The organism is Aeromonas sp. 600774, from assembly GCF_049175075.1.
GTDB classification, from domain to species: Bacteria; Pseudomonadota; Gammaproteobacteria; order Enterobacterales; family Aeromonadaceae; genus Aeromonas; species Aeromonas veronii_A.
Map to the genome: position 1 here is coordinate 44,468 of NZ_JAAKUJ010000013.1, position 24,057 is coordinate 68,524.

22 protein-coding genes are annotated in these 24,057 nt (G+C 63.4%); 3 read left to right on the plus strand and 19 right to left on the minus strand.

The features are described 5' to 3' along the window. Positions 1-10 precede the first annotated feature (10 nt). The 14 genes from cysG to argS form a co-directional block, all read right to left on the minus strand. Positions 11-1,411, minus strand: coding sequence for a siroheme synthase CysG (gene cysG, locus G5171_RS14945; RefSeq protein WP_421260380.1), 1,401 nt, complete (start codon positions 1,409-1,411; stop codon positions 11-13). A gap of 12 nt (positions 1,412-1,423) precedes the next feature. Further along, positions 1,424-2,236: a nitrite transporter NirC gene (nirC, locus tag G5171_RS14950; RefSeq protein WP_421260381.1), complete on the minus strand. Its 813-nt coding sequence runs from the start codon at positions 2,234-2,236 to the stop codon at positions 1,424-1,426. A gap of 131 nt (positions 2,237-2,367) precedes the next feature. Then, the gene (gene nirD / locus G5171_RS14955) at positions 2,368-2,685 is read right to left on the minus strand and encodes a nitrite reductase small subunit NirD (protein WP_041202829.1); all 318 of its coding nucleotides are present in this window, start codon (positions 2,683-2,685) and stop codon (positions 2,368-2,370) included. Next, on the minus strand, positions 2,685-5,231 hold the full coding sequence (nirB, locus tag G5171_RS14960) for a nitrite reductase large subunit NirB (RefSeq protein WP_421260382.1): 2,547 nt from the start codon (positions 5,229-5,231) through the stop codon (positions 2,685-2,687). Before nirB ends, nirD begins: the two co-directional genes overlap by 1 nt. 305 nt (positions 5,232-5,536) lie before the next feature. Beyond that, positions 5,537-6,625 (minus strand): ABC transporter permease, encoded by a 1,089-nt coding sequence (locus G5171_RS14965; RefSeq protein ID WP_005355575.1) that lies wholly within the window; start codon positions 6,623-6,625, stop codon positions 5,537-5,539. A 3-nt stretch (positions 6,626-6,628) separates the two neighbouring features. Next, positions 6,629-7,738, minus strand: a complete 1,110-nt coding sequence (locus G5171_RS14970) for an ABC transporter permease (protein WP_139459629.1) — start codon at positions 7,736-7,738, stop codon at positions 6,629-6,631. Further along, complete coding sequence (locus G5171_RS14975; RefSeq protein WP_421251017.1) at positions 7,735-9,504, minus strand: ATP-binding cassette domain-containing protein; 1,770 nt, start codon at positions 9,502-9,504, stop codon at positions 7,735-7,737. The genes G5171_RS14970 and G5171_RS14975 overlap by 4 nt, the downstream gene beginning before the upstream one ends. Further along, positions 9,501-10,469 (minus strand): secretion protein HlyD, encoded by a 969-nt coding sequence (gene hlyD / locus G5171_RS14980; protein WP_421251018.1) that lies wholly within the window; start codon positions 10,467-10,469, stop codon positions 9,501-9,503. The genes G5171_RS14975 and hlyD overlap by 4 nt, the downstream gene beginning before the upstream one ends. An 85-nt stretch (positions 10,470-10,554) precedes the next feature. After that, a complete protein-coding gene (locus G5171_RS14985; RefSeq protein WP_421251019.1) occupies positions 10,555-11,196 on the minus strand; it encodes a TetR/AcrR family transcriptional regulator in 642 nt (213 codons plus the stop codon). A 268-nt stretch (positions 11,197-11,464) separates the two neighbouring features. Further along, positions 11,465-12,793, minus strand: coding sequence for an HslU--HslV peptidase ATPase subunit (gene hslU, locus G5171_RS14990; RefSeq protein WP_005340773.1), 1,329 nt, complete (start codon positions 12,791-12,793; stop codon positions 11,465-11,467). A 64-nt stretch (positions 12,794-12,857) separates the two neighbouring features. Beyond that, complete coding sequence (gene hslV, locus G5171_RS14995; RefSeq protein WP_204384878.1) at positions 12,858-13,391, minus strand: ATP-dependent protease subunit HslV; 534 nt, start codon at positions 13,389-13,391, stop codon at positions 12,858-12,860. 186 nt (positions 13,392-13,577) lie between these two features. Further along, the gene (locus tag G5171_RS15000; protein ID WP_227341620.1) at positions 13,578-13,772 is read right to left on the minus strand and encodes a DUF1737 domain-containing protein; all 195 of its coding nucleotides are present in this window, start codon (positions 13,770-13,772) and stop codon (positions 13,578-13,580) included. Between the two features lie 35 nt (positions 13,773-13,807). After that, entirely contained in the window at positions 13,808-14,650 is an 843-nt protein-coding gene (locus tag G5171_RS15005; protein ID WP_421260383.1) for an SPOR domain-containing protein, read from the minus strand. A 3-nt stretch (positions 14,651-14,653) separates the two neighbouring features. Beyond that, positions 14,654-16,399: an arginine--tRNA ligase gene (gene argS, locus G5171_RS15010; RefSeq protein ID WP_058059576.1), complete on the minus strand. Its 1,746-nt coding sequence runs from the start codon at positions 16,397-16,399 to the stop codon at positions 14,654-14,656. Between the two features lie 310 nt (positions 16,400-16,709). On the opposite strand from argS, the gene G5171_RS15015 reads away from it, so the two are divergent. The 3 genes from G5171_RS15015 (at position 16,710) to G5171_RS15025 (ending at position 18,686) form a co-directional block, all read left to right on the plus strand. Beyond that, positions 16,710-17,276 carry an LON peptidase substrate-binding domain-containing protein gene (locus G5171_RS15015; RefSeq protein ID WP_005356978.1) on the plus strand — a complete coding sequence of 189 codons (567 nt, stop codon included), beginning with the start codon at positions 16,710-16,712 and terminating at the stop codon, positions 17,274-17,276. A gap of 140 nt (positions 17,277-17,416) precedes the next feature. Next, entirely contained in the window at positions 17,417-17,986 is a 570-nt protein-coding gene (locus G5171_RS15020) for a sigma-70 family RNA polymerase sigma factor (protein WP_005355542.1), read from the plus strand. Beyond that, a complete protein-coding gene (locus tag G5171_RS15025; RefSeq protein ID WP_421260384.1) occupies positions 17,979-18,686 on the plus strand; it encodes a ChrR family anti-sigma-E factor in 708 nt (235 codons plus the stop codon). Before G5171_RS15020 ends, G5171_RS15025 begins: the two co-directional genes overlap by 8 nt. Before the next feature lie 66 nt (positions 18,687-18,752). On the opposite strand, the gene bacA is transcribed toward G5171_RS15025, so the two are convergent. The 5 genes from bacA to galE form a co-directional block, all read right to left on the minus strand. Beyond that, positions 18,753-19,568 carry an undecaprenyl-diphosphate phosphatase gene (gene bacA, locus G5171_RS15030; RefSeq protein ID WP_421260385.1) on the minus strand — a complete coding sequence of 272 codons (816 nt, stop codon included), beginning with the start codon at positions 19,566-19,568 and terminating at the stop codon, positions 18,753-18,755. A gap of 112 nt (positions 19,569-19,680) precedes the next feature. After that, entirely contained in the window at positions 19,681-20,670 is a 990-nt protein-coding gene (galM, locus tag G5171_RS15035) for a galactose-1-epimerase (RefSeq protein ID WP_421251023.1), read from the minus strand. Then, positions 20,667-21,815: a galactokinase gene (gene galK, locus G5171_RS15040; protein WP_421251024.1), complete on the minus strand. Its 1,149-nt coding sequence runs from the start codon at positions 21,813-21,815 to the stop codon at positions 20,667-20,669. Before galK ends, galM begins: the two co-directional genes overlap by 4 nt. Beyond that, positions 21,812-22,870 carry a UDP-glucose--hexose-1-phosphate uridylyltransferase gene (locus tag G5171_RS15045; protein WP_245097545.1) on the minus strand — a complete coding sequence of 353 codons (1,059 nt, stop codon included), beginning with the start codon at positions 22,868-22,870 and terminating at the stop codon, positions 21,812-21,814. The genes galK and G5171_RS15045 overlap by 4 nt, the downstream gene beginning before the upstream one ends. 60 nt (positions 22,871-22,930) lie before the next feature. After that, positions 22,931-23,944: a UDP-glucose 4-epimerase GalE gene (galE, locus tag G5171_RS15050; RefSeq protein ID WP_421251025.1), complete on the minus strand. Its 1,014-nt coding sequence runs from the start codon at positions 23,942-23,944 to the stop codon at positions 22,931-22,933. Between the last annotated feature and the right edge of the window lie 113 nt (positions 23,945-24,057).

A 24,057-nucleotide genomic window follows, 5' to 3' on the forward strand; every position in this document is an offset into this window, starting at 1 on the left:
CGAGGATACCTCAGGCGAGGGCTCGCTGAGCCTGTGGTGCCTCGCCAAACCAGGCGAGCCGGTCGGCCAGGGTCACCACCGAGCCCACCATGATGAGGGCAGGACTCTCGACCCCCACCGCCAGTGCGGGCAGCTCATCGAGAGTACCGCGAATGACCCGCTGGCAGGGCTGGGTGCCGCGCTCGATCAGCGCCACCGGGGTGTCGCCTGCCTTGCCGTGGGCCAGCAGCTCTTCACGGATGGTGGCGCAGGATGAGAGCCCCATGTAGAAGACCAGCGTCTGCCGGTCTTTGGCCAGCAGTGGCCAGTCGAGATCCCGGGCGCCCCCCTTGCCGTGGGCGGTGACGAAGCGCACGCTCTGGGCGTGATCGCGGTGGGTCAGCGGAATGCCGGCGTAGGCGGCGCAGCCGCTGGCCGCAGTGATCCCCGGCACCACCTGAAAGCCAATCCCAGTACCAACGAGCGTCTCCAGTTCCTCGCCGCCACGGCCGAAGATAAAGGGGTCGCCCCCCTTCAGCCGCACCACCCGTTGCCCCTTTTTCGCCTCCTCCAGCAAGAGCTGGTTGATCCCCTCCTGCGGCACGCAGTGGTTGCCCGCCTGCTTGCCGACGAAGATGCGCTTGGCGTCGCGGCGCACCAGCGCCATCACTTCGTCAGAGACCAGCCGGTCATAGACCACCACGTCAGCCTGCTGCATCTGGCGCAGGGCGTGCAGGGTGAGCAGGCCCGGATCGCCGGGGCCAGCCCCCACCAGCACCACCTCGCCACGGGAGTGACTTTCATCGGCAAACAGGTTGTCGGCCAGCTGGTGGGCAGAGGCGTGATCGCCCCGCGCCAGTGCCTGCCCGAGTTGGTCTGCCCCGAGCAGCCGCTCCCAGAAGCGGCGCCGCTCCCCCATGCTGGCGAAGCGGGCCTTGACCCGCTCCCGCAGGCTGCCGGCGAAGGCCGCGACGGCACCCAGATGCTGGGGCAGCAGGGCTTCCAGTTTTTCCCGCAGCAGCCGGGCCAGCACCGGCGCCTTGCCACCGGAGGAGATGGCCACCATCAGCGGCGAGCGGTCGATGATCGACGGCATGATGAAGCTGGAGCGTTTCGGGTCGTCCACCACGTTGGCAAAGATCCGCCCCTGATTGGCGCTTTGGTAGACCAGCGCATTCACCTCGCGCCGATCGGTGGCGGCCACCACCAGCCACTTGCCCGCCAGTTGCTGCGGCGCAAATTCACCGGCCAGCCACTCGATGCTGCCGTTGGCAGCCAGCTCCGCCAGCTCGGGGTCGAGCTTGGGCGCGACCACTGTGAGCTGGGCACCGGCATCCAGCAGCAGGCGCGCCTTGCGCTCCGCCACCTCGCCGCCGCCGACCAGCAGCACGGGTTTGTTGTCGAGTCGGCAAAAGATGGGCAAGTAGTCCATGGGGCCTCCGGATCAGGCGGTTCGGGTCTGGTTGGCGGTGCTGGTGGTTTCGCTCACCGCGACCGGTCGCTCGGCCTTGGGGGTGGCATACCAGTAGCCGAGGCCCATAAAGAGGGCGCCGGAGACGGTGTTGCCCAGGGTCACCCACAGCAGGTTGTGGCCGATGCCGCCTAGGGTGTAGGCCTCCGAGTGGACGCCAAACCAGGAGAGGGCGAACAGGGTCATGTTGGCGATGGAGTGCTCGTAGCCGGAGGCGATAAAGGCCAGCAGGCACCACCAGATGGCGATGAAGCGGGCGGCTCCTTCGGTGCGCAGCGCCATCCAGATGGCGAGGCAGACCAGCCAGTTGCAGAGGATCCCTTTCATGAACAGGGTCAGCGCCGGTGCCTGGGTCTTGGCCAGCGCCACCTTGTGGGCCAGGCTGCCCGCGTCCGGCAGCAGGCTGCCGCCGTAGGAGTAGATCAGCGCCACCACGATGGAGCCAATCAGGTTGCCAGCCCAGGTTTGCGGCAGGATGCGCAGCAGGTCGACCATGGCGATCTTGCCGGTCTTCACCCCGAAGGTGAGGAACATGGTGTGGCCGGTGTAGAGCTCGGAGCCGGCGATGATGACCAGGGTCAGGGCGATGCCGAAGGTGGCCCCCATCACCAGCGGACGGATGGTGGGATCCACCAGGTTGCCCAGGGTGAAGATGAGGATGATGCCAAGGCCCACATAGGCCCCCGCCATGGCGGAGCTGAGCCAGAAGCCGAGCTTGTCGCTGCGCTCGAAGCGGTTGATGCGGGCCGCGTTGGCGGCGCACTTGTTGATGGTTTCGGTATACATCTTTGTTTCCTTCAAGAGGGCCGCCCGCAGGCAGCCCTGATGTTCATGGTGTTAGACGGCGACCCAGACCTGCTGATCGCGCACTTCGACGGGATAGCTCTGTACCGACATAGATCTGGGGGTTGTCGACATCAGACCGCGACCCAGACTTGCTGATCACGCACTTCAACGGGGTAGCTCTGCACCGACATGGCCGGGTTATCGAAGCAGTGGCCATCGCTCAGGCGAAAGCGCTGCTTCTTGAGGGGGCTGGCCACCCAGAGCTCGCCGTCGTGTTCGCAGATCAGGCCCCGCGACAGCACGTTGGCGGCGAAGAAGGGATCCCGGTTGTCGATGGCGAACACCTCGGCGGCTGCGCTCGGGCGGAACAGGGCGATCTGGCGGCCCTCAATGAGTGCGCACACACCGGTTCCCGGCAGGATGTCGTTGAGTTGGCAGGCTAATTTCATCATTTGGTCTCCACCTCGATCTGGTAGACGGGGATGCGCTCGGCCGGGGTGGCCGGTCGATGCTGGTCGCGCTCGGCGACGAACTGAACGTCCGGGTCGCGCTTGTCGCTGTTGATGAAGTGGCTGAAGCGCTGCAACGCCTGCTCTTCGTTGAGGGTGCGCGACCATTCGCACTCGTAGCTGTCGATGAGGGTCTGGATATCGCGCTCCAGCGTCTCGGCCAGTCCCAGCTTGTCGTCGACGATCACTTCGCGCAGGTAGTCGACGCCCCCTTCCAGATTGCCGAGCCAGACCGAGGTGCGCTGCAGTTTGTCGGCGCTGGTGACGTAGAACATCATAAAGCGGTCTATCAACCGGACTAACGTCTCGCGGTCGAGGTCAGACGCCAGCAGATCGGCGTGGCGCGGCTTCATGCCGCCGTTGCCGCCCACATAGAGGTTCCAGCCCGCGTCGGTGGCGATGATACCGACGTCCTTGCCCTGGGCTTCCGCACATTCGCGGGTACAGCCGGAAACACCGAACTTCATCTTGTGCGGGGTGCGAATGCCCTTGTAGCGGTTCTCGAGGAAGACCCCGAGGCCGACGCTGTCCTGCACGCCGAAGCGGCACCAGGTGCTGCCAACGCAGGTCTTGGCCATGCGCAGTGCCTTGGCGTAGGCCTGACCGGTCTCGAAGCCGGCCGCCAGCAGCTTGCGCCAAATGGCGGGCAGATCATCCTTCTGGGCCCCGAACAGACCGATGCGCTGGGCGCCGGTGATCTTGGTGTAGAGCTTGTAGTCGCGGGCCACTTCGGCCACCGCCAGCAGCCCCTCCGGGGTCACCTCGCCACCGGCCATGCGCGGGATGACGGAGTAGGTCCCGTCCTTTTGCATGTTGCCGAGGAAGATGTCGTTGGTGTCCTGCAACGGGGTGTTGCGCGGGCTCAGCACATGCTCGTTCCAGCAGGAGGCGAGAATGGAGCCGACGGTCGGTTTGCACACCTCGCAGCCATAGCCCTGACCGTGCTTGGCCAGCAGTTCGTCGAAGCTCTTGATCCCCTCCACCTTGACCAGATGGAACAGCTCCTGACGGGAGTGGGGGAAGTGGGCGCAGAGGTGGTTGTTGACCTCGATACCCTGCTTCACCAGCTCGGCGTTGAGCACCTGGCTGATGAGCGGCACGCAGCCGCCGCAGCCGGTACCAGCCTTGGTGTGCTGCTTGATGGCGGCGAGGGTGGTGTGCCCCTCGGCGACGGCCTGGGCGATGTCGCCCTTGGAGACGTCGAAGCAGGAGCAGATCTGGGCGCTCTCAGGCAGGGCATCCACCCCCAGGGTCGGTTTGGCACCGGCGTAGGCGGGCAGGATCAGGGTGTCCGGGTGGCTCGGCAGCGGCAGGGCGTTGAGCATCATCTGCAGCAGGTTGCCGTAATCTTCCACGTCACCCACCAGCACGGCGCCGAGCAGGCGGCTGTTGTCTTCGCTCACCACTATCTTCTTGTAGACGCCGGCCTGGTCATCCTGGAACACATAGCTGTGGCTGCCAGGGGTGCGGCCGTGGGCATCACCGATGGAGCCGACGGAGACGCCGAGCAGCTTGAGCTTGGCGCTCATGTCCGCCCCTTCGAAGCGGCTGTCGCCACCGAGCAGATGGTCGACGGTGATCTGGGCCATCTTGTAGCCCGGTGCCACCAGCCCGAAGAAGCGGCCCTGCCAGGCGGCGCACTCGCCGATGGCATAGATGTCGGGGTCGGAGGTGAGACAGTGATCGTCGATCAGCACGCCGCCACGGTCGGCGATGGCCAGTTCACAGTAACGGCCCAGGGTATCCTGCGGGCGGATGCCGGTGGAGAAGACCACCACATCTACTTCAAGCTGGCTGCCGTCGGCGAAGGCGAGGCGGTGCTGGGCGTCGCGGCCGCCGTGCATCAGGATCTCGCTGGTGCTCTTGCTGGTGTGTACCTGCACCCCCATGGATTCAATCTTGCGGCGCAGCAGCTGGCCGCCCTGACCGTCGAGCTGCTCGGCCATCAGCACAGGGGCAAATTCCACCACGTGGGTCTCGAGACCCAGCGCCTTGAGGGCACCGGCGGCTTCGAGGCCAAGCAGGCCGCCCCCGATCACCACCCCGCTCTTGCCGCTCCTGGCGGCGCTGCGGATGGCTTTCAGATCCTCGATGGTGCGATAGACGAAGCACTCGTGGTGCTGACTGCCCGCAATGGGCGGCACCCAGGGGTAGGAGCCGGTGGCCAGCACCAGTTTGTCGTACCCGACCACAGTGCCCTTGTTGGAGTGCACTTCGCGGTTGGCCCTGTCGATTTTTTTCACCGCTTCGCCGAGCAGCAGGCGGATGCCGTGCTTGTCGTAGAAGCCGGGTTTGACGAGGGAGAGATCTTCGCTGGTGTGATGGGAGAAGTAGGAGGAGAGATGGACGCGATCGTAGGCGGGACGGGGTTCTGCACCGAAGACGGTGATCTCGTAGCGGCCCGGGTCGGCTCGCTCGATCAACTCTTCGATGAAGCGGTGCCCCACCATGCCGTTGCCCACAACGACCAGTCTGACTTTGCTCATGATTGCCTCTAGTTTGGAGTAATAAAACATCATTCTGGGGCTAGGCTACCCAGTCAGTCGGGGCGGGCAATTGATGCAAATCAAGTGTCTATTTATATATCTCGTCAGGGGTAATTCGATAAAATTCAAAGATATACAAAAATAGGTATACCAGTTGATGATTTCTGCGTTGGCTCGGGGTGAGGGGTGGCTGAGAGCAAGAGCGCTTTAGCAAAAGCCGGGGAGTGAAAACTTCTGGCGGAAAAGGCTGGCCTCGCGCTGGGCGAGACAGGCATCAATGGGCATCAGCCGAGCAAGGCTGCGCGTCAGGCGATATGGCGGCGGAACATGGCGAGCGCCAGCGACAGGGTGACGCCGGCGATGGCGAGCAGCGGCCAGAGCAGGGGCCAGGCGGCCGACCAGTCGAACCCCTTGAGGAAGACCCCCTTGAGCAGCACGATGAAGTGGGTGAGGGGGTCGATGGCCGCCAGCCACTGGAACACCTGCGGCATGTTCTCCACCGGCGAGATGTAGCCCGAGAGGATCACCGCCGGTACTGTGAAGGAGAAGACTCCGAGAAAGGCCTGCTGCTGGGTCGAGCAGAACGACGAGATGAAGAGCCCGATCCCGGCCAGTGCCAGCCCGTAGCAGACCATGCCCGCCATCAGCAGGCTGAGGCTGCCGGCAAAGGGGAGGTGAAAGACAAAACGGGCGGCCAGCGCGACTATGCACCCTTGCCCCACCGCCACCATGATGCCGGGCACCGCCTTGCCCGCCATGATCCAGCCCGCGGTGAGGGGGGAGACCAGCAGCTGATCGAAGGTGCCCTCTTCCCGCTCCCGAGCGACCGAGAGGGCGGTGACAATCAGACAGCCGGTGGTGGTGATGATAGCGACCAGTGCAGGCAGGATATGCCAGTGGAACTCGACGTTGGGGTTGTAGAGGTTGCGTACCGCCAGCTCGGGTTGCCCCTTGCCCTCACTTTGCCAGCGGGCGATCACCTGACTGATGTAGCCCGCCGCCACCTGACCACCGTTGGAGCGGCGTCCGTCGATGATCAGCTGTACCTTGGCCGGTTCGCCGCGCGCCAGCCGGCGCGAGAAATCCCCCGGAATAATCAGCCCGAGCAGTGCCTGCTGCCCGGTGATGGCCTCGGTCATGCCCGCCTCGCCCTGCACCGGGATGATGGTGGTAAAGGCGGGCATATGGGTGAGACGCTCCAGCAGCTCGCGGCTCTGGGCACCGCCATCTTGGTTGTAGATGGCCAGCGTGTTGCCGGTCACCTCCAGAGTGGCGGCGAACGGGAAGAGGGCGGTCTGCAGCAGCACCGGCATGATGAGCAGAAAGCGCCCCTGGGTATTGCCCATCAGGGCCTGCAGCTCTTTTCGGATCAGCCACCAGAGTCGGATCAGCATGGGTTACTCCAGAGTGCGCCGCGTCTTGCGGGCGGTCAGGGCCAGCCAGAAACCGGCCAGCAGCAGCAGACAGAAACCGTTGACCAACAGGATCGAGAAGACGCTGCCCGCCTGATAGAGGGTCTGCAGGGAGCTCGCGAAGTAGCGGGCCGGAATGAGGTGAGTGATGGCCCGCAGCAGCGGCGGCATGCTGGCGATCTCGAACACGAAGCCCGACAGCATCACGGCGGGCAGAAAGGCTGCGATCAGCGCTGCCTGCGCGGCATTGAACTGGCTGCGCATCACGGTGGAGAGAAACAACCCGAGCCCGAGGGCGCTGCCGAGAAAGACGCTGGTGACCAGAAAGAGCAGCAGCAGGGAGCCGCGCCATGGCACACCCATTACCGCCACCGAGAAGAGCAGGCAGAGCAGCATGGCAATGATGCCGAGGCCATAGTAGGGCAGCAGCTTGGAGAGCAGCAGCTCCCCCTTGGTGACCGGGGTGGCGAGCAGCGCCTCCATGGTGCCGCGCTCCCACTCCCGCGCCACCACCAACGAGGTGAGCAGGGCGCCTATGATGGTCATCACCACCGCAATGGAGCCCGGCACCAGAAAGTTGCGGCTCACCAGCGCCGGGTTGAACCAGGCGCGGCTCTCTATCGACACCGGCATGGCAACCCCCTCGCCAGCGAGCCACCCCTGCCAGATCCCCTGCACATAGTTGGTGACGAAGTTGGCGGTGTTGGGCTCGGAGCCGTCGGTCAGCAGCAGCGCCTGCGGCGTGCCATTGCCCTGACCGGCCAGCGCGCGGGAGAAGCCGTCATCGATCACCAGCAGGCCGCGGATCTCGCCACGGGCCAGACTGGCGAGCAGGGACTCCTTGCTCGGGCCGCTGTGGATCTCCAGCGCGGTAGAGCCGCGCAGGGCCTGCTCCAGCCGCACCGCCGGAGCGCCGCTGTCGGTACGCCAGATGCCGAGGCGCAGGTGGTCCACATCCAGATTGATGGCGTAACCCATCACCACCAGCAGCACCACCGGCATGATGAAGGCGATGAGGATGCTGCTCGGGTCACGGACGATTTGCAGCGTCTCCTTGCGGCAGAGGGCCAGCAGTCGCCGACGGTTGATGCTCATGCGTCCTCCTCGCTGGCCCGCTCGACCAGGGTGATAAAGGCCTCTTCCATTGTTGGCAAAGAACAGGTCGGCAAGGAGCCGGTTGGCAAAGAGGTCGCCGCCTCTTTGGCGGCCAGCCCCTTGAGATCGTCCGGAGTGCCGAGCGCCAGCAGCTTGCCGCGATAGATGAGGGCGATGCGGTCGCAATACTCCGCCTCATCCATAAAGTGGGTGGTGACCAGTACGGTGACGCCGTGGTCGGCCAGCGCGTTGATGTGCGACCAGAACTCGCGCCGGGTCACTGGATCGACCCCGGAGGTGGGCTCGTCGAGAAACAGCAGCGGCGGCTCGTGCAGCAGGGCGCAGGCCAGCGATAAGCGCTGGCGCAGGCCGAGCGGCAGGGATTCCGCCTTCTGATCGAGCCAGGGGGCGAGGGCAAAAGCGGTCACCATGGCATCGATCCGCGTCTGCTGGTGGCGGCCGAACAGGCCGTAGATACCGGCGAAGAAGGAGAGGTTCTGGGCCACGGTGAGCTGCTTGTAGAGGGAGAACTTCTGCGCCATGTAACCGAGGCGCTGACGTGCCGCCGAGGGGCTGTGGGCCAGATCGATGCCGGTCACCAGCGCCTGCCCCTCGCTCGGGCGCAGCAGGCCGCACTCCATCTTGAAGGTGGTGGACTTGCCCGCCCCGTTGGGGCCGAGCAGGCCGAAGATCTCGCCGCGGCGCACCGCAAAGCTGACATCATCGGTGGCGGCGAAATCGCCGAAGCGCTTGGTGAGGTGGCGCGCCTCGATCACTGCCTCGGGAGAGACCCCCTGCGGCAGTTCGGCTTCCCGCATCCCGGCCGCCAGACTCGACTCTCCGCCGGGGCCGCCACCGAGCAGGTCGATAAAGGCATCCTCCAGCCGGGGCTGGGCCGGTTGAAAGGCGCCGTTGGCGAGATGCAGCTCCGCCAGCGGCGGGGGCGTCATGCCCGGGTGCAGCAGCAGGCGAACCCGCTCCCCCGCCACCGCGCCATCCATCACCGCCGGGTGAGCCAGTGCCCGGCGCAGCAGGGCGCGCCGCTCGCGGCCATCCAGTTGCCCCGCCTCCAGCAGCCAGCAGCGGCTGGCCATGGCCCCCATCAGAGCGGCTGGCGTGCCACTGGTGCGCACCTCGCCATCTGCCATCAGCAGCACGTGGTCGCACAGCTCCGCCTCGTCGAGATAGGCGGTGCTCCAGAGCACCGTCATCCCCCCCTTGGCCAGCTCGCGCACCATCTGCCAGAGGGCGCGGCGGGAGATGGGATCGACCCCGACCCCAGGTTCGTCCAGCAGCAGCACATCCGGGGTGCCGAGCAGGGCGCAGGCCAGCCCGAGTTTCTGCTTCATCCCGCCAGAGAGCTTGCCTGCCGGCCTTGCGGTGAAGCGGGCAAGATCGGTGAAGGCGAGCAGCCGCGCGAAGGTGGGCGTGCGTTCGGGCTCCAGTACGCCGCGCAAGTCAGCGTAGAGGGTGAGGTTCTCCAGCACGCTGAGATCCTCGTAGAGGCCGAACTGCTGGGGCATGTAGCCGAGGCGCTGGCGCAGCAGATCCCCCTCGCTTACCGGATCCAGCCCCAGCACCCGGATGGTGCCCGCTTCGGGGATCAGCAGACCGGCCAGCAGGCGCAGCAAAGTGCTCTTGCCCGCGCCGTCGGGGCCGACCAGCCCGGTGATGCCGCCAGCCGGAATGGTGGCCGAGATGGCGTTGAGGGCGACCCGCTCGCCAAAGCGTTTGGTGAGCCCCTCAAGGGAGATGGCGCAGCTCATGGCACCAGCCTGACGGTGACCGGCATCCCCTGGCGCAGGGCCGGGTCGGGGTCCTGCACCACGATGCGCAGCCGGTAGACGAGGTGAGTGCGCAAGTCAGGCGTCTCCACCGATTTCGGGGTGAACTCGGCGGTCGGCGAGACAAAGCCCACCACCCCGTGATAGGGCTGATCAGGCCGCGAGTCGGTGGTGAGGGTGACTTTGGCGCCGCTCGGGAAGTGGCCGAGCCAGGGCTCCTCCACATAGGCGCGCACCCAGACCGGCGCGGTCAGGGAGAGGTTGAAGGCGGTCGCTCCACTCTGGACCATGCTGCCGTTCTCGATGGCGCGACTGATGATGATGCCATCGCTGGGGGCGGTCAGGTTGGCATCTGCCAGCGCCAGTTCGGCACTGGCGAGCGCCGCTTTGGCCCCTTCCAGCTGGGCATCGGACTGGGCAATCTCTTCCGGGCGGTAGCCGGTTTCGAGCTGGGCGAGCTGCTCGCGGGCGGAGCGCACTTGTGCCTGGGTCTGATCTCGCTGGGAGCGGGCGGTATCGAGCTGACCGCGGGAGATGGCGCCGGTGGCTGCCAATGCGCTCTGGCGGCGCCACTGCTGGTCGGCTTCCAGTGCAGCGGCTTCGGCGGCGGCCAGTGCGGCCCGGGCGCGGTCGGTCTCTTCGCTGCGATAGCCTTTGTGGATCAAGGTGTTGGCGGCGGTGAGCGCAGCCAGATTGGCGCGGGCGCTGTCGCGGCTGTGGGTGAGGGGAATCGGATCGAGGCGGGCCAGCAGTTGACCGGCTTTTACCCTATCCCCCTCATCGACCAGCACCTGATCGACGCGACCGCCGACTCGAAAGGCCAGATTGACGTCGCGAATATCGACATTGCCGTAAAGGATGGAGCCGTCGGCGGGGCGCCCCTGCCACCAGAGGTAGCCACCGATAACGGTTAGCAGCAGGGCCACGATTGCAATGCGTTGCTTCATACCGTTTCTCCTTGAAGAGGACACTGCAACCAGAAGTAACCACTGAGAGCGGCCAGCAGCAGAGCTGCCATCGCGATGCGTTGTTTCATGCAGCGTCTCCTTCTTTGATGTCGGTGGGGCGCAGGCCGCGCAGGGCCCATACCAGCCGCTGTCTGGCGGCCTCGGGGTTGTCTATCTGGCTCAGAAACGGGGCGGCCTGTTCGGGCAGCCAGCCGAGCTGACGATCGCTGCCGGCGATCACCAGCGGCAGGCCGACCGACCCCATGATGAAGATCATCAGCTGGAGCGGGTGACCCGCGACCAGCGACCCTTCCGCCTGTGCCATCCGTACCTGCTCGATCAGCAGCAGGGGATGACGGCGCGGCAGGCTGAGCAGAAAACGCTGGGCCGCCCCTTCGCCTGCCAGCGCATCGCCAAACAGGTGGTTGATAAAGCCGCGCTGGCGCGCCACCAGCCCGATCAGCGCCTCCATGGTCGCCTCGAACATGGCGATGGCAGAGGGGTAGGAGCCTTTGGCTGCCACCGATTTGAGCTCGTCATAGAGGGGGGCGTACCAGAGCTCGACCAGCTCGTCGATAAAGGCGTCGCGGTTGCCGAAGTGGTAGACGAAGGAGCCGAGGTTCACCTCGGCCGCCGCCGCCAGCTCGCGTACCGTCAGGCCGCGCAGCCCCTTCTCGGTGGCGATGGCGAGGCCGGTATCGAGCAGTTTCTGCCGGGTTGGATTCATCTTTCTGGTTCCTGCTGCACAGATTTCGATCTGATTTATACATATGTATAAATCAACCGCACAGAAGTAGACAGATCTTTTTATGAGCAAATTTCAGCAGAGATGAAAAACGGCGGGCGTTCGAAAGAGATGGTTTGAAAACGTCTTTGGATTAAATGGGTTGTCGCAGATAAGGGTCAGAATTCGGGCGATGGGGGTGAGATGGAGGAGGCGATTGAGAAATAAAAACGCCTCCGCGAAGGGAGGCGTTTTATCGGGAGGGGCGCGTTTACAGAATAAAGCGGCTCAGATCCTCATCCTCGACAAGCGCACCGAGGTGGGCGTTGACGTAGTCGGTGTCGATGACAAAGGTCTCGCCGGACTTCTCGGAGGCGTCGTAGGAGATATCTTCCATCAGGCGTTCCATCACGGTGTGCAGGCGACGGGCACCGATGTTCTCGGTACGCTCGTTGACCTGCCAGGCCGCTTCGGCCAGACGGCGGATGCCATCCTTGGTGAACTCGATATTGACCCCTTCGGTGGCCATCAGCGCCTTGTACTGATCGGTCAGCGAGGCGTTCGGTTCGGTCAGGATGCGCTCGAAGTCATCGGTGGTCAGCGCGGTCAGCTCGACCCGGATCGGCAGACGGCCCTGCAGCTCGGGGATGAGGTCGGACGGCTTGGCGATCTGGAAGGCGCCGGAGGCGACAAACAGGATGTGGTCGGTCTTGACCATGCCGTGCTTGGTGTTGACGGTGCAGCCCTCGACCAGCGGCAGCAGGTCGCGCTGTACCCCTTCACGGGAGACATCGGGGCCCGAGCTCTCGCCGCGCTTGCAGATCTTGTCGATCTCGTCGAGGAAGACGATGCCGTTGTTCTCGACAGCGGCGATGGCTTTCTGCTTCAGCTCTTCAGGATTGACCAGACGGGCCGCTTCCTCTTCGATCAGCGCCTTCATGGCCTCTTTGACCTTGATCTTGCGCTTCTTCTTCTGGTTCTGGCCCAGGTTCTGGAACAGTCCCTGCAGCTGGTTGGCCATCTCTTCCATGCCCGGCGGGGTCATGATTTCGACGCCCATCGGGGAGGCGGAGAGTTCCAGCTCGATCTCTTTGTCATCCAGCTGACCTTCCCGCAGTTTCTTGCGGAAGATCTGGCGGGTGTTGGAGTTGTCGGCTTTCTCTTCCTCACCCCAGGTGTTGCGCGGGTTGGGCAACAGGGCGTCGAGGATGCGCTCCTCGGCGGCTTCCTCGGCGCGATATTTCATCTTCTCCATCTCGGTTTCGCGCACCAGCTTGATGGCGGCATCGGTCAGATCGCGGATGATGCTGTCCACTTCCTTGCCGACGTAGCCCACCTCAGTGAACTTGGTCGCTTCCACCTTGATGAAGGGGGCGTTGGCCAGTTTGGCCAGACGACGGGCGATCTCGGTCTTGCCGACACCGGTCGGGCCGATCATCAGGATGTTTTTCGGGGTCACTTCATGGCGCATCTCTTCGTTGAGCTGCATCCGGCGCCAGCGGTTGCGCAGGGCAACGGCAACGGCACGCTTGGCATCGGCCTGACCAATGATGTGACGATCCAGCTCGTGGACGATTTCTCTCGGGGTCATCTCGGACATGATGGTGTTCCTGTATCCGGGGCGGGCAGTGCCCACCCCTTGGGAAATTGGGTTGGCTGGCGCCTTATTTGGCGACGTAGTCCAGCACTTCGATGGTGTGGTTGCCGTTGGTGAAGACGCAGATGTCGCCCGCAATCTTGAGGGACTTCTCGACAATGCTCCTGGCATCCAGCTCGGTGTTTTCCAGCAGCGCGATGGCGGCGGACTGGGCGAAGTTGCCACCGCTGCCGATGGCGATGAGATCGTGCTCCGGCTGCACCACGTCACCGTTGCCGGTGATGATGAAGGATTTGTGTTCGTCGGCCACGGCCAGCAGTGCTTCGAGGCGGCGCAGGGCGCGATCGGTGCGCCAATCTTTGGCCAGCGCCACGGCGGCGCGCTCCAGATTACCCTGATGGGCCTGCAGTTTTGCTTCGAAACGTTCGAGCAGGGTGAAGGCGTCGGCGGTACCGCCAGCGAAACCGGCCAGCACCTTGCCGTTATAGAGGCGATGAACCTTGCGGGCGTTGCCCTTCATGACGGTGTTGCCAAGAGAGACCTGGCCATCGCCACCGATGACGACCTGACCGTTGCGGCGAACTGAAACTATGGTAGTCACTTTACTTACCTCGCTTGAGCCGAATGACGGCCTGAATGTGCATGGCAAGAAAGATGGGGATGGCAAACGGGCTTTTCAACCCTGCCTTTGGTCGGGATAAACGGGGTAGCAATCAGGGTGGGTGCGAGTGACACCAAAAGAACAGGGCCGGGTGTTGCCACCCGGCCCTGCTGCAAACTGTCCGCATTATGTTGTTTCAGACCAGACTACCGCTTGGCACACGATCACAGTTTGGCCATTGAACGTCGCCGAGGGAGAACCATACAGCGTGTAGCCTTGAGCTAGTGCTTCGCTGACACGAAAACAAAATGCCGCGTCATCAGGCCCAGTAATCAAGCGGTAAACCGGAAGGCCATTTGGTGGCTGTTTCGAATTTGTCATGTTCTGGTTCTCTGCTGGTTCAGCCTGACAGTATGCTAACCCTTCTTGGCAATGCAGCCGCTGATGCCGGAGCTCTGCAGCTTGCCGTTGGCCGCGTCGGCGGCCGCCTTGCCGTTGAAGGGGCCCACCATCACCTTGTAGACCGTGCCGTTGGCCGTGTTGACCACCTGCAGGCTGGAAGAGAGACCGGCGGTGAAGGCGATACGTGCCTTGAGCGACTCTGCGGAATCCTGCGAGCGCAGAGCCGCGCACTGCATCATATAGCGACCGCTGTCGGCGGCTGCGGTCTGGGCTGGCGGGGTAGCCGCTTTGGCCTTGGCCGCTTCGGCCCGCTCCCGCTCCAGCTCGGCACGGATCTCCCGCTCCATCCGTTCCCGTTCGGCCTGGCGATCGATCACCTGTTCCCGAGCGCTGGCAACGGGCGCACCGTTGTCAGGCGTTGTCGCCGGATTGGTCTGATAGGGTTTGGACTGGCCGATGGGCGTCCCCGGTTGGGGAATCTCGGTCGGTACCGGTTGCGGCAGCTTTTCCGGCTGCAGTGTCAGAGTATCGGCGGGGGGCGGTGGCAGCACGCCCGGCTGGGGCGGTGGCTCGATAACATCGACCTGCTTGTTCTCAAGCCGTTCGATGTAGCTCCACTTCTCCTGTGGCAACCCGTTGTTCTGTGGTTTTGGCTTGTTGGCCTTTACCTGCTCTTCGATGGTGGGGGCGTCGCTGCCCTTGCCATTGATCATGTAAAGGAAGCCACCAAAGCCTGCCAGCAGTGCCACGACCAGCAGCACTGGAATAACAGGAAAGCGGCGAGGGGCCGCTTTCTTGGTATTGCGGCCACCCGCCCGACGTCGCGGGCGGCTGCCGACATAATCCCGGGTTGCCATCTATTACATGCGCTCCAGGGTATGGATGCCCAGTACGCCGAGGCCCAGTTTCAGTACCTTGGCGGTGGCGGCGCACAGCAGCAGACGGCTCTGACGGGTTGCCTCGTCCACGCCATCCTTGTTGATCGGGCAGGCTTCATAGAAGGTCATGAAGTTGCCTGACAACTCGTACAGGTAGGTACAGAGCAGGTGTGGCATGCCTTTGTCGGCCACGCCGTTGACCGCGTCGGAGAACTGGATCAGCTTCTGGGCCAGCACCTCTTCGGCCTCTTCGTTCAGGGTCACGTTGCCGGTCAGCGTCTCGGCATCGATGTTGGCCTTGCGGAAGATGGACTGGATACGGGTGTAGGCGTACTGCAGGTAAGGGGCAGTGTTGCCTTCAAACGACAGCATCAGATCCCAGTCGAAGATGTAGTCGGTAGTACGGTTCTTGGAGAGATCCGCATACTTGACCGCGCCCATGGCGATGGCGTTGACCACATTGGCCTTCTCTTCGGCAGAGAGGTCGCTGTTGCGGCTCTCCAGCAGCGCAGCGGCGCGCTCTTCGGCTTCGTTCAGCAGGTCAACCAGCTTGACGGTGCCACCAGAGCGGGTCTTGTAGGGACGACCATCCTTGCCCAGCATCATGCCGAAGGCGTGGTGCTCAAGCGGCACGGATTCCGGCACATAACCCGCCTTGCGGGTGATGGTCCAGGCCTGCATCAGGTGCTGGTGCTGACGGGAGTCGATGAAGTACATGACACGGTCGGCGCCCAGGGTTTCATAACGGTATTTGGCACAGGCGATGTCGGTGGTGGTGTAGAGGAAACCGCCATCGCTCTTCTGGATGATGACGCCCATGGGCTCGCCATCCTTGTTCTTGAACTCGTCCAGGAAGACAACGGTGGCGCCTTCGCTCTCGACCGCCAGCCCCTTGGCTTTCAGGTCGGCAACGATTTCCGGCAGCATGTCGTTGTACATGGACTCGCCCATGATGTCCTTGTTGGTCAGGGAGACATTCAGGCGGTCGTAGTTGATCTGGTTCTGTTCCATGGTCATGTCGACCAGCTTCTTCCACATGGTACGGCAGTACTCGTCGCCGCCCTGCAGCTTGACCACGTAGTTACGGGCACGCTCGGCGAAGGCTTCGTCTTCGTCGTAGCAACGCTTGGCCTGGGTGTAGAAGGCTTCCAGATCCTTGAGTGCCATGTCGCTGGCGTGTTCGTTGGACATCTTCTCCAGATAGGCGATCAGCATGCCGAACTGGGTGCCCCAGTCACCGATGTGGTTGGCGCGGATCACTTTGTGGCCGAGGAACTCCAGCGCGCGCGCAGCCACGTCACCGAGTACGGTGGAGCGGATGTGGTGCACCGCCATCTCTTTGGCCACGTTGGGGGCGGAGTAGTCCACCACCACGGTTTGTGGCGCGGGCAACCGTACGTTGGCGTTGGCAGAGGTCACCATGGCTTCGACCTGACCGGCCAGCCAGCGCTGGTCGAAGAAGAAGTTGATGAAGCCGGGACCGGCGATCTCGACCTTGGCGATCAGGTCGGAGGCGGGCAGGTGCTCGATGATGGCAGCCGCCAGCTCACGGGGATTCTTGCGGGCCGGTTTGGCCAGCAGCATGGCCAGGTTGGTAGCCAGGTCGCCGTGAGCTTTTTCCTTGCATCGGTCTACTTGCACGCGGGCTTCCAGGTCCGCCGGCAGGACGCCTGCTGACTTGAGATTGGCTACCGTTTGTTCAAGTAGATGATGAATATGCTCTTTCATAACTGACCACCAAGGTTGCGCGTCGAAAAATGACTGATATATAAGGGCGTGAATTTTACCCGCATCGGCCCGAGAAAACTATAGGGATGACCCGCCGCTCGCTGTCGGGCGGATATTTCACTGCGTTTAGCGCCATATTCCAGAATATTGGGCGGAAATTACGGTGCTTATCCATTTCTACTGCATATCGAAGCGGCTTGTCCAGGCTATTTTCCCCTGATTGTTAAGGGTTTTTCCTTTCCGATGACGGGAATGATCTCCTCCCTCTGGCCCGGCGTATCAACAGAGGTTCCCAACCGAGGAGTTTGCGATGCGACTGGCGCTGTTTCCCCTATCTGCCCACCTGCTGCCCGGCGGCGTCATGCCGCTGCGGATCTTCGAACCGAGATACCAGCGGATGATCGCCGAGGCGGGGGAGTCCGGCTTTGCCCTCTGCATGGTGGACCCTCGCCAGCCCGACGCCCTGCGCAACATGCTGCCCATCGCCACCCGGGTCACCATCATCGATTTCGACCGGCTGCCGGACGGCATGCTGGGGATCACGGTGCAGGGGATGGAGCGGGTGCAGATAGAGGATCTGTGGCAGGAGCCCGATGGCCTGCGTATCGGCGAGGTGACGCCGCTGACGGCCTGGCCGCCCCGCCGGCTCCATCCCGATCAGCAACCGCTGGTCGAGGCATTGCGGGAGGTGTTTGCCGACTATCCCGACTATGCCGCCCTCTATCCCGCCCCCCGCTGGGACGATGGCAACTGGGTGGCCCAGCGCTGGCTGGAGGTGCTGCCGATCCCCCCTGAACAGAAACAACTGCTGCTGGCCGCCGCCGACAATCAGCCCGCCATCGCTTTGCTCAAGGGGGTACTGGTGGCCAGCCACTGATTTTTTCTGACCCGCTGATCCGCCAGCGCCGCAGCGCCGTACAAGTCATCACCACAGCATGTTCGACAGCACACCAAAGGGATGGCGCAATGGCATATACTGGCCAACCACACTCGACCATACGCAGGACCTCGCCCGTGATGGATAACCCGGATGGCGACCTCAAATCTCTGCTGATCAGGGTGGCAGAGCAGGCCGACAAGGCTGCTTTTGCCCGCCTGTTCCAACACTTTGCGCCGCGTATTCGCAGCTACGGCCTGCGCCACCTCGGCAGCGAAGCCAACGCCATGGAGCTGGTGCAGGAGACCATGCTGCTGGTGTGGCAGAAGGCGCGTCTCTACCACCCCGAGAAGGGGGCGCCGACCACCTGGATCTACACCGTGATGCGCAACCAGTGCTTCGACATGCTGCGCCGTCGTCGCGCCAGCAAGGAGGATCTCTGTGCCGAGGAGCTGTGGCCGGTGCTGGAGTTTCAGGCCGAAGAGGAGCATCTGAGCGGGGGGGAGGATGCGGTGCTGACCCGTCAGATGGCCCACTATCTGGGCACCCTGCCGGAGCCGCAACAGCAGGTGGTGCGTGGCATCTATCTGCAGGAGTTCTCCCAGCAGGAGTTGGCGGAGCGACTCGGCGTGCCGCTCGGCACCATCAAGTCCCGCCTCCGGTTGGCGTTACAGAAACTGAAAGAGCAAGTGGAGCAAGGCCATGATTAAAGCCCATCCGACCGACCCTATGCTGCGTGCCTTCGCCGCCGACGAGCTCCCTCTGCCGCTGGCGGTGGGGCTCTCCGCCCACTGTGAACTCTGCCTCGATTGTGCTGCCCGATTGAAGACATTCGAAGAGGAGCTGGCGCAGCAATATCTTGCTTCGCCAGCAGAGCCCGAGCTGGACTCCCGCGATGAAGTGGGACTGGACGCCGGATTCGACGCCATGCTGGCGGATATTCTGGCGCAGCCGCTGGCAGAGCCCCTCTCCGAGCCCCTGTCCGAGCCAACATATGACCAGCCCCGAGCCCAGCCCAGCGAGTTGGAGGTAGCCGGTCACGCCTACCGTTTGCCACGGGTGCTGGCCCGCTATCGTTCGCCCAAGTGGCGCCATATCGGGGCTATTCGTCAGCAGAGTCTTCCGCTGGACGAGATGGGGGCGCGCGCCAGCCTGCTCCATATCGAAGCGGGCGGTCGCATCCCCGAGCACACCCATCAGGGCTATGAGCTGACCTTGCTGCTGGCTGGCAACATTCAGGATGGCGATACCCTTTACAAGGCGGGGGATTTCATTTGGCGCGATGCCAGCCACTCCCACAGCCCGCATACGCCAGATGGTTGCCTCTGCTACACGGTGCAGGATGCGCCGGTGCAGTTCACCAAGGGGTTGTCGCGGCTGCTGAATGGCATCAGCCAGCACCTCTATTGAGCACCATGACGCTATAGAAAAAGGGACCAGATTGGTCCCTTTTTTCATTTGATTGCTGGTTGCCGGTCAGGCGACAAACACCAGATAGACGGCGAATGCCACGATAAAGCGGTAGATGGCGAACGGGATAAAGTCGATGCGGCGGATCAATGTCAGGAAGGTCTTGATCGCAAACATCGCTACCACGAAAGCGGTGATAAAGCCCACGGCAAACATAGGGAAGTCGGCCATCGAGAGGAAATCGCGGCTCTTGTAGAGATCAAGCCCGCTGGCCGCCACCATCATGGGCACCGCCATGATGAAGGAGAACTCGGCGGCGGCGTGACGGCTGATCCCCATCAGCATGCCACCACTGATGGTTGCGCCCGAGCGGGAGAAGCCGGGCCACAGGGCCAGACACTGGAACAGACCGATGCCGAACGCCTGTTTGTAGCTGATGTCATCCAGGGTTTCGGCTGTGACGGCCGGGCGGAACTTCTCGGCGATGATGAGCAGGATGCCCCCCGCGACCAGTGCATACATTACGGTCTGCGGACCAAACAGGTTGGCCTTGATCCAGCTGTGGATGGCCAGACCGACCACGATGGCGGGCATCATGCCGAGGATGACATGCACCAGCGACAGGGTGGCGTGATCCCGGGACGGCTTCTGGCCGAAGTGGATGCCAATCAGGCTAAACAGGCGGCGCCAGAAGACGGCGACCACGGCGAGGATGGAGCCAAGCTGGATCACCACTTCGAAAGTGGCAGCCTTGGGCCCTTCAAAGCCCAGCAGATGGCCGACGATAATCATGTGGCCGGTGGAGGAGACGGGGAGGAACTCGGTCAGCCCCTCGACGACGCCCAGAATAAAGGCGACCAGCAGGCTATAAGTGTCAGTCATCGAACAGAATCCTTGCTACGTTGATGCAAAAACGTCCCGGAAGGAGCTCGGGGCGGCTTATCTTGCTCGAATGTTGCTGGCGCTGCTACGGAAAAATTGTGAAACCTTTAAGTCAGTCGCGGATAAAACGGTAGCGGGTCTGATGGTGATAGCGCTCGCCCGGCAGCAGCCAGGGGTTGCCCAGCTCGGGGCGATTGGGGCTGTCCGGCAGCTGTTGTGCCTCAAGACAGAAGCCGTCGTGATCCCGGTGCGCCAAACCCTGGCGATTCGGGGTATTGGCCAGCCAGTTGCCGGTATAGAGCTGCAGCGAGGGCTGGTTGGTGTAGACCTCCATTGCCAGCTGTCTGTCACCCGATACCACGCGAGCAGCCCACTCCTGCGGCGGGCCGTTTAGCACAAAGGCGTGGTCGTATCCCTTGGCTTGTTGCTGCTGGGGATGGCTCAGCCAATCCAGCCCGACAAGGCGCTCTTGGCGCAGATCGAATGGCCCCTCCACCGGGGTGATGGCGATCGGCAAACCGCTCGGGTCGGTCGGCAGGAAGTGGTCGGCATTGATGCTGATGAGGTGGTCACGCACATCGCCGCCGTCGGGTTTGTCATCGAGATTGAAGTAGGCGTGGCTGGTGAGGCTGACCGGCGTAGCGGCATCCGTGCTGGCGATGAAATCCACCACCAGATCGCTCTGCTCCAGCCGGTACTCCAGGGTTACCCGCAGATTGCCGGGAAAGCCCTGATCCCCCGCCCGGGAGAGCAGCACCAGCTTGACCCGATCCGCTTCCAGCTCTTTGATTTGCCACCGCTGGCGATGAAAGCCCGCCTGCCCGCCATGCAGGCAGTTGGGTGCCTGATTGGCATCCAGCGGCCAGCGCTGGCCATCGCGTAGCAGCTCGGCGCCGCCGATGCGGTTGGCAAAACGTCCCGCCACCGCGCCCAGCCACACCTGTTGGGCTGGATAGGCGTTGTCGGCACAACCCAGCAGCACTTCGCGCCGTTTGCCCGCCACCGGCAGGGTGAGGGATGTGAGGGTGGCGCCGAAGTCGAGGCCGCGCAGGCGCAACCCCTCCTCGTTTTCCAGTTCGAATGGTGTCATGGCTCTGCTCATAGCTTGCCTGCACCGGCGCTGGCAGAGCAGACGTAGCAGTCAGCCTTGAGGCCGAAGCGGGTCGGATACTCGGCTTCAACCGCGGCGATCACCTCGGCCACCTTCTCGGGGCGCAGCAGGGCGACCACGCAGCCGCCGAAGCCGCCGCCAGTCATCCGTACGCCGCCTTCGGTGCCGATCCTGGCCTTGATGATCTCCACCAGACCGTCGATGGCGGGCACTGTGATTTCGAAGTCATCGCGCATGGCGGCGTGTGAATCGGCCATCAGCTCGCCGAGACGAACCAGATCCCCTTGTGCCAGCGCATCGGCGGCGGCCAGGGTGCGGGTATTGTCGCCTACCACGTGGCGCGCTCGGCGGTAGCAGACCTCATCCAGTCCTGCCTTGCCTGCTTCGAGAGCCGCCAGATCGAGATCGCGCAGCGCCTTGACCCCGTAGTGGCGGGCGGCCGCTTCGCACTGCTGGCGACGGGTGTTGTATTCGCTGTCTACCAGACCGCGGCGCACATTGGAGTTGACGATCAGCACCGCCAGATCGGTAGGCATGGGGATGAGGCGGGTCTCCAGCGAGCGGCAGTCGAGCAGCAGGGCGTGATTGGTTTTGCCGCTGGCGGATATCATCTGATCCATGATGCCGCAGTTGCAGCCGACGAACTTGTTCTCCGCCTGCTGACCGTTGAGGGCGATCTCCGCTTGGTTGATATCGAGCCCCAGCGCCTCCTTGAAGGCCTGACCGATGGCCACTTCCAGCGAGGCGGAGGAGGAGAGCCCAGCCCCCTGCGGCACGTTGCCGGAAACCACCAGATCGAGGCCGCGCAGGGCATAACCGCGCTCCTGCAGATATTTCACCACGCCGCGGATGTAGTCGCTCCAGCGCTGGCTGGGGTGGTGCTCGATGGGCTGGTCGAGGTCGAACTGGTCGCGCTGGTTGTCGTAGTCGGCGGCGATCACCTGTACTTGCCGGTCATCGCGCAGGCCGATGGCAACGCAGGTCTCGTAGTCGATGGCGCAGGGCAGTACGAAGCCGTCGTTGTAGTCGGTATGTTCACCGATGAGGTTGACGCGGCCGGGGGCGCGCACCAGCAGATCGGGCGCTTTGGCAAATTGCTCGGCAAAAACGGTGCTGACGCGTTGGCTCGGGGTCATAGGGCCTCCTCATTGGTTTGATTGGTCTGGTTGTAGTGAATGGGGCTCAGCGCGCGCAGCCGCTCGGCGGCCTGCTCCGGAGTCAGGTCGCGCTGGGTTTCGGCCAGCATCTCGAAGCCGACCATGAATTTGCGTACGGTGGCGGAGCGCAGCAGGGGCGGATAGAAGTGGGCATGCAGCTGCCACGCCTCGGGGCAATCCGATTTGGGCGGCGCAAAGTGCCAGCCCATGGAGTAGGGGAAGCTGCACTCGAACAGGTTGTCGTAGCGGCTGGTGAGCTCCTTGAGCGCCACCGCCAGATCCTGTTGCTGGGCCTTGGTCAGGTTGAGCATGGAGGGGACGTGCGCCTTGGGCAGCAGCAGGGTTTCGAACGGCCAGGCGGCCCAGAAGGGAACTACGGCGAGCCAGTGCTCGGTCTCAACCACAATGCGCGAGCGATCCGCCAGCTCCCGCTCCACATACTCCAGCAGCATGGGACGGCCATGCTCGGCCAGCCAGTCACGCTGGTGCTGCTCTTCGCGGGCGATCTCGTTGGGCAGGAAGTCGCTGCCCCAGATCTGGCCGTGGGGGTGCGGGTTGGAGCAGCCCATGACGGCCCCTTTGTTTTCAAAGACCTGCACCCACTCCCACTGGGCCGACAGCTCGGCGACCTGATCCATCCAAGTGGTGATCGCCCCTTCGATGGCGGGCAGCGGCAGCTCGGGCAGGGTCTTGCCGTGATCCGGCGAGAAGCAGATCACCCGGCTGGTGCCGCGGGCGGCTTCCAGCTTCAACAGGGGATCGCTGGCACTATCGGCGGCCGGGGTATCTTGCATCAGAGCGGCGAAGTCGTTGGTAAAGACGAAGGTGCCCTTGTAGTCGGGGTTGATGTCGCCAGTGACCCGGGTGTTGCCCGCGCAGAGGAAGCAGTCGGGATCGTGGGCCTGTTTGGGGGCCTGACTCACCTTCTCTACCTGTCCCTGCCAGGGGCGTTTGGCCCGGTGGGGGGAGACCAGCACATACTGGCCGGTCAGCGGGTTGAAGCGGCGATGGGGATGATCGACGGGGTTGAACATCATCTCTCCTGAATAAGGTATTGAAAAATAAGGTCGTCTATTAACAGGGAGCAGGCAGGCCTACTCCTCGTAACCGTTCGGGTTGGCGGATTGCCAGCGCCAGCTGTCGGCGCACATGGCGTCTATGTCCCGGGTTGCCTGCCAGCCCAGCTCGCGCTCGGCCTTGGCCGGATCGGCCCAGCAGGCGGCGATGTCGCCCGGGCGGCGCGGTTCGATGCGAAACGGCAGCGGCTTGCCGCAGGCATTGGAGAAGGCGGCGACCAGCTGCAATACGCTCTGGCCCTGGCCTGTGCCCAGGTTGTAGGTGTGCACGCCACCCTTGCCGGCGCAGTGTTGCAGTGCCTTGACGTGCCCCTCGGCGAGATCCATCACGTGGATGTAGTCGCGCACGCCGGTGCCATCAACAGTTGGGTAATCGTTTCCAAAGACCGACAGGCAGTCGCGACGGCCGATGGCGACCTGAGTGATATAGGGCATCAGATTGTTGGGAATGCCTTGTGGATCTTCCCCCATAGTGCCCGACTCGTGGGCGCCGACCGGGTTGAAGTAGCGCAGCAGGATCATGCTCCAGTGCGGCTCGGCCAGCTGCAGATCCTCGAGGATCTCCTCGATGATCAGCTTGGAGCGACCGTAGGGGTTGGTAGCGCTGCGGGGGAAATCCTCACGGATCGGCAGACTGGCGGGATCGCCGTAGACGGTCGCCGAGGAGCTGAACACCAGATTGTGCACCCCGGCCCGTTTCATCGCCTGCAGCAGGGTGAGGGTGCCGCCGAGGTTGTTCTCGTAGTAATCCAGTGGAATGCGGGTCGACTCGCCGACCGCCTTGAGGGCGGCAAAGTGGATTACTGCGTCGATCTGCTGCTCGGCGAAGATCCGGTCCAGCAGGGCGGCATCGCGAATATCCCCTTGATAGAACACGGGTTGCTGGCCGCTGATAGCGGCGACTCGAGTCAACACGCTGCGCTTGCTGTTGCAGAGGTTGTCCACCACGACTGGGGTCATGCCTGCGGCTTGCAGGGCCAGAGAGGTATGGCTGCCGATATATCCGCAGCCGCCGGTGACCAGAACCTTCATCTTGCTCTCCACTGAAAATGACGCTGCAAGCAGTCTAGCCGAGGGGTTGGCTTGCAAACTGTGAACTTGCTTGCAAAACAGTGTAAACGATTACACAATTTTTGTGATCGCTT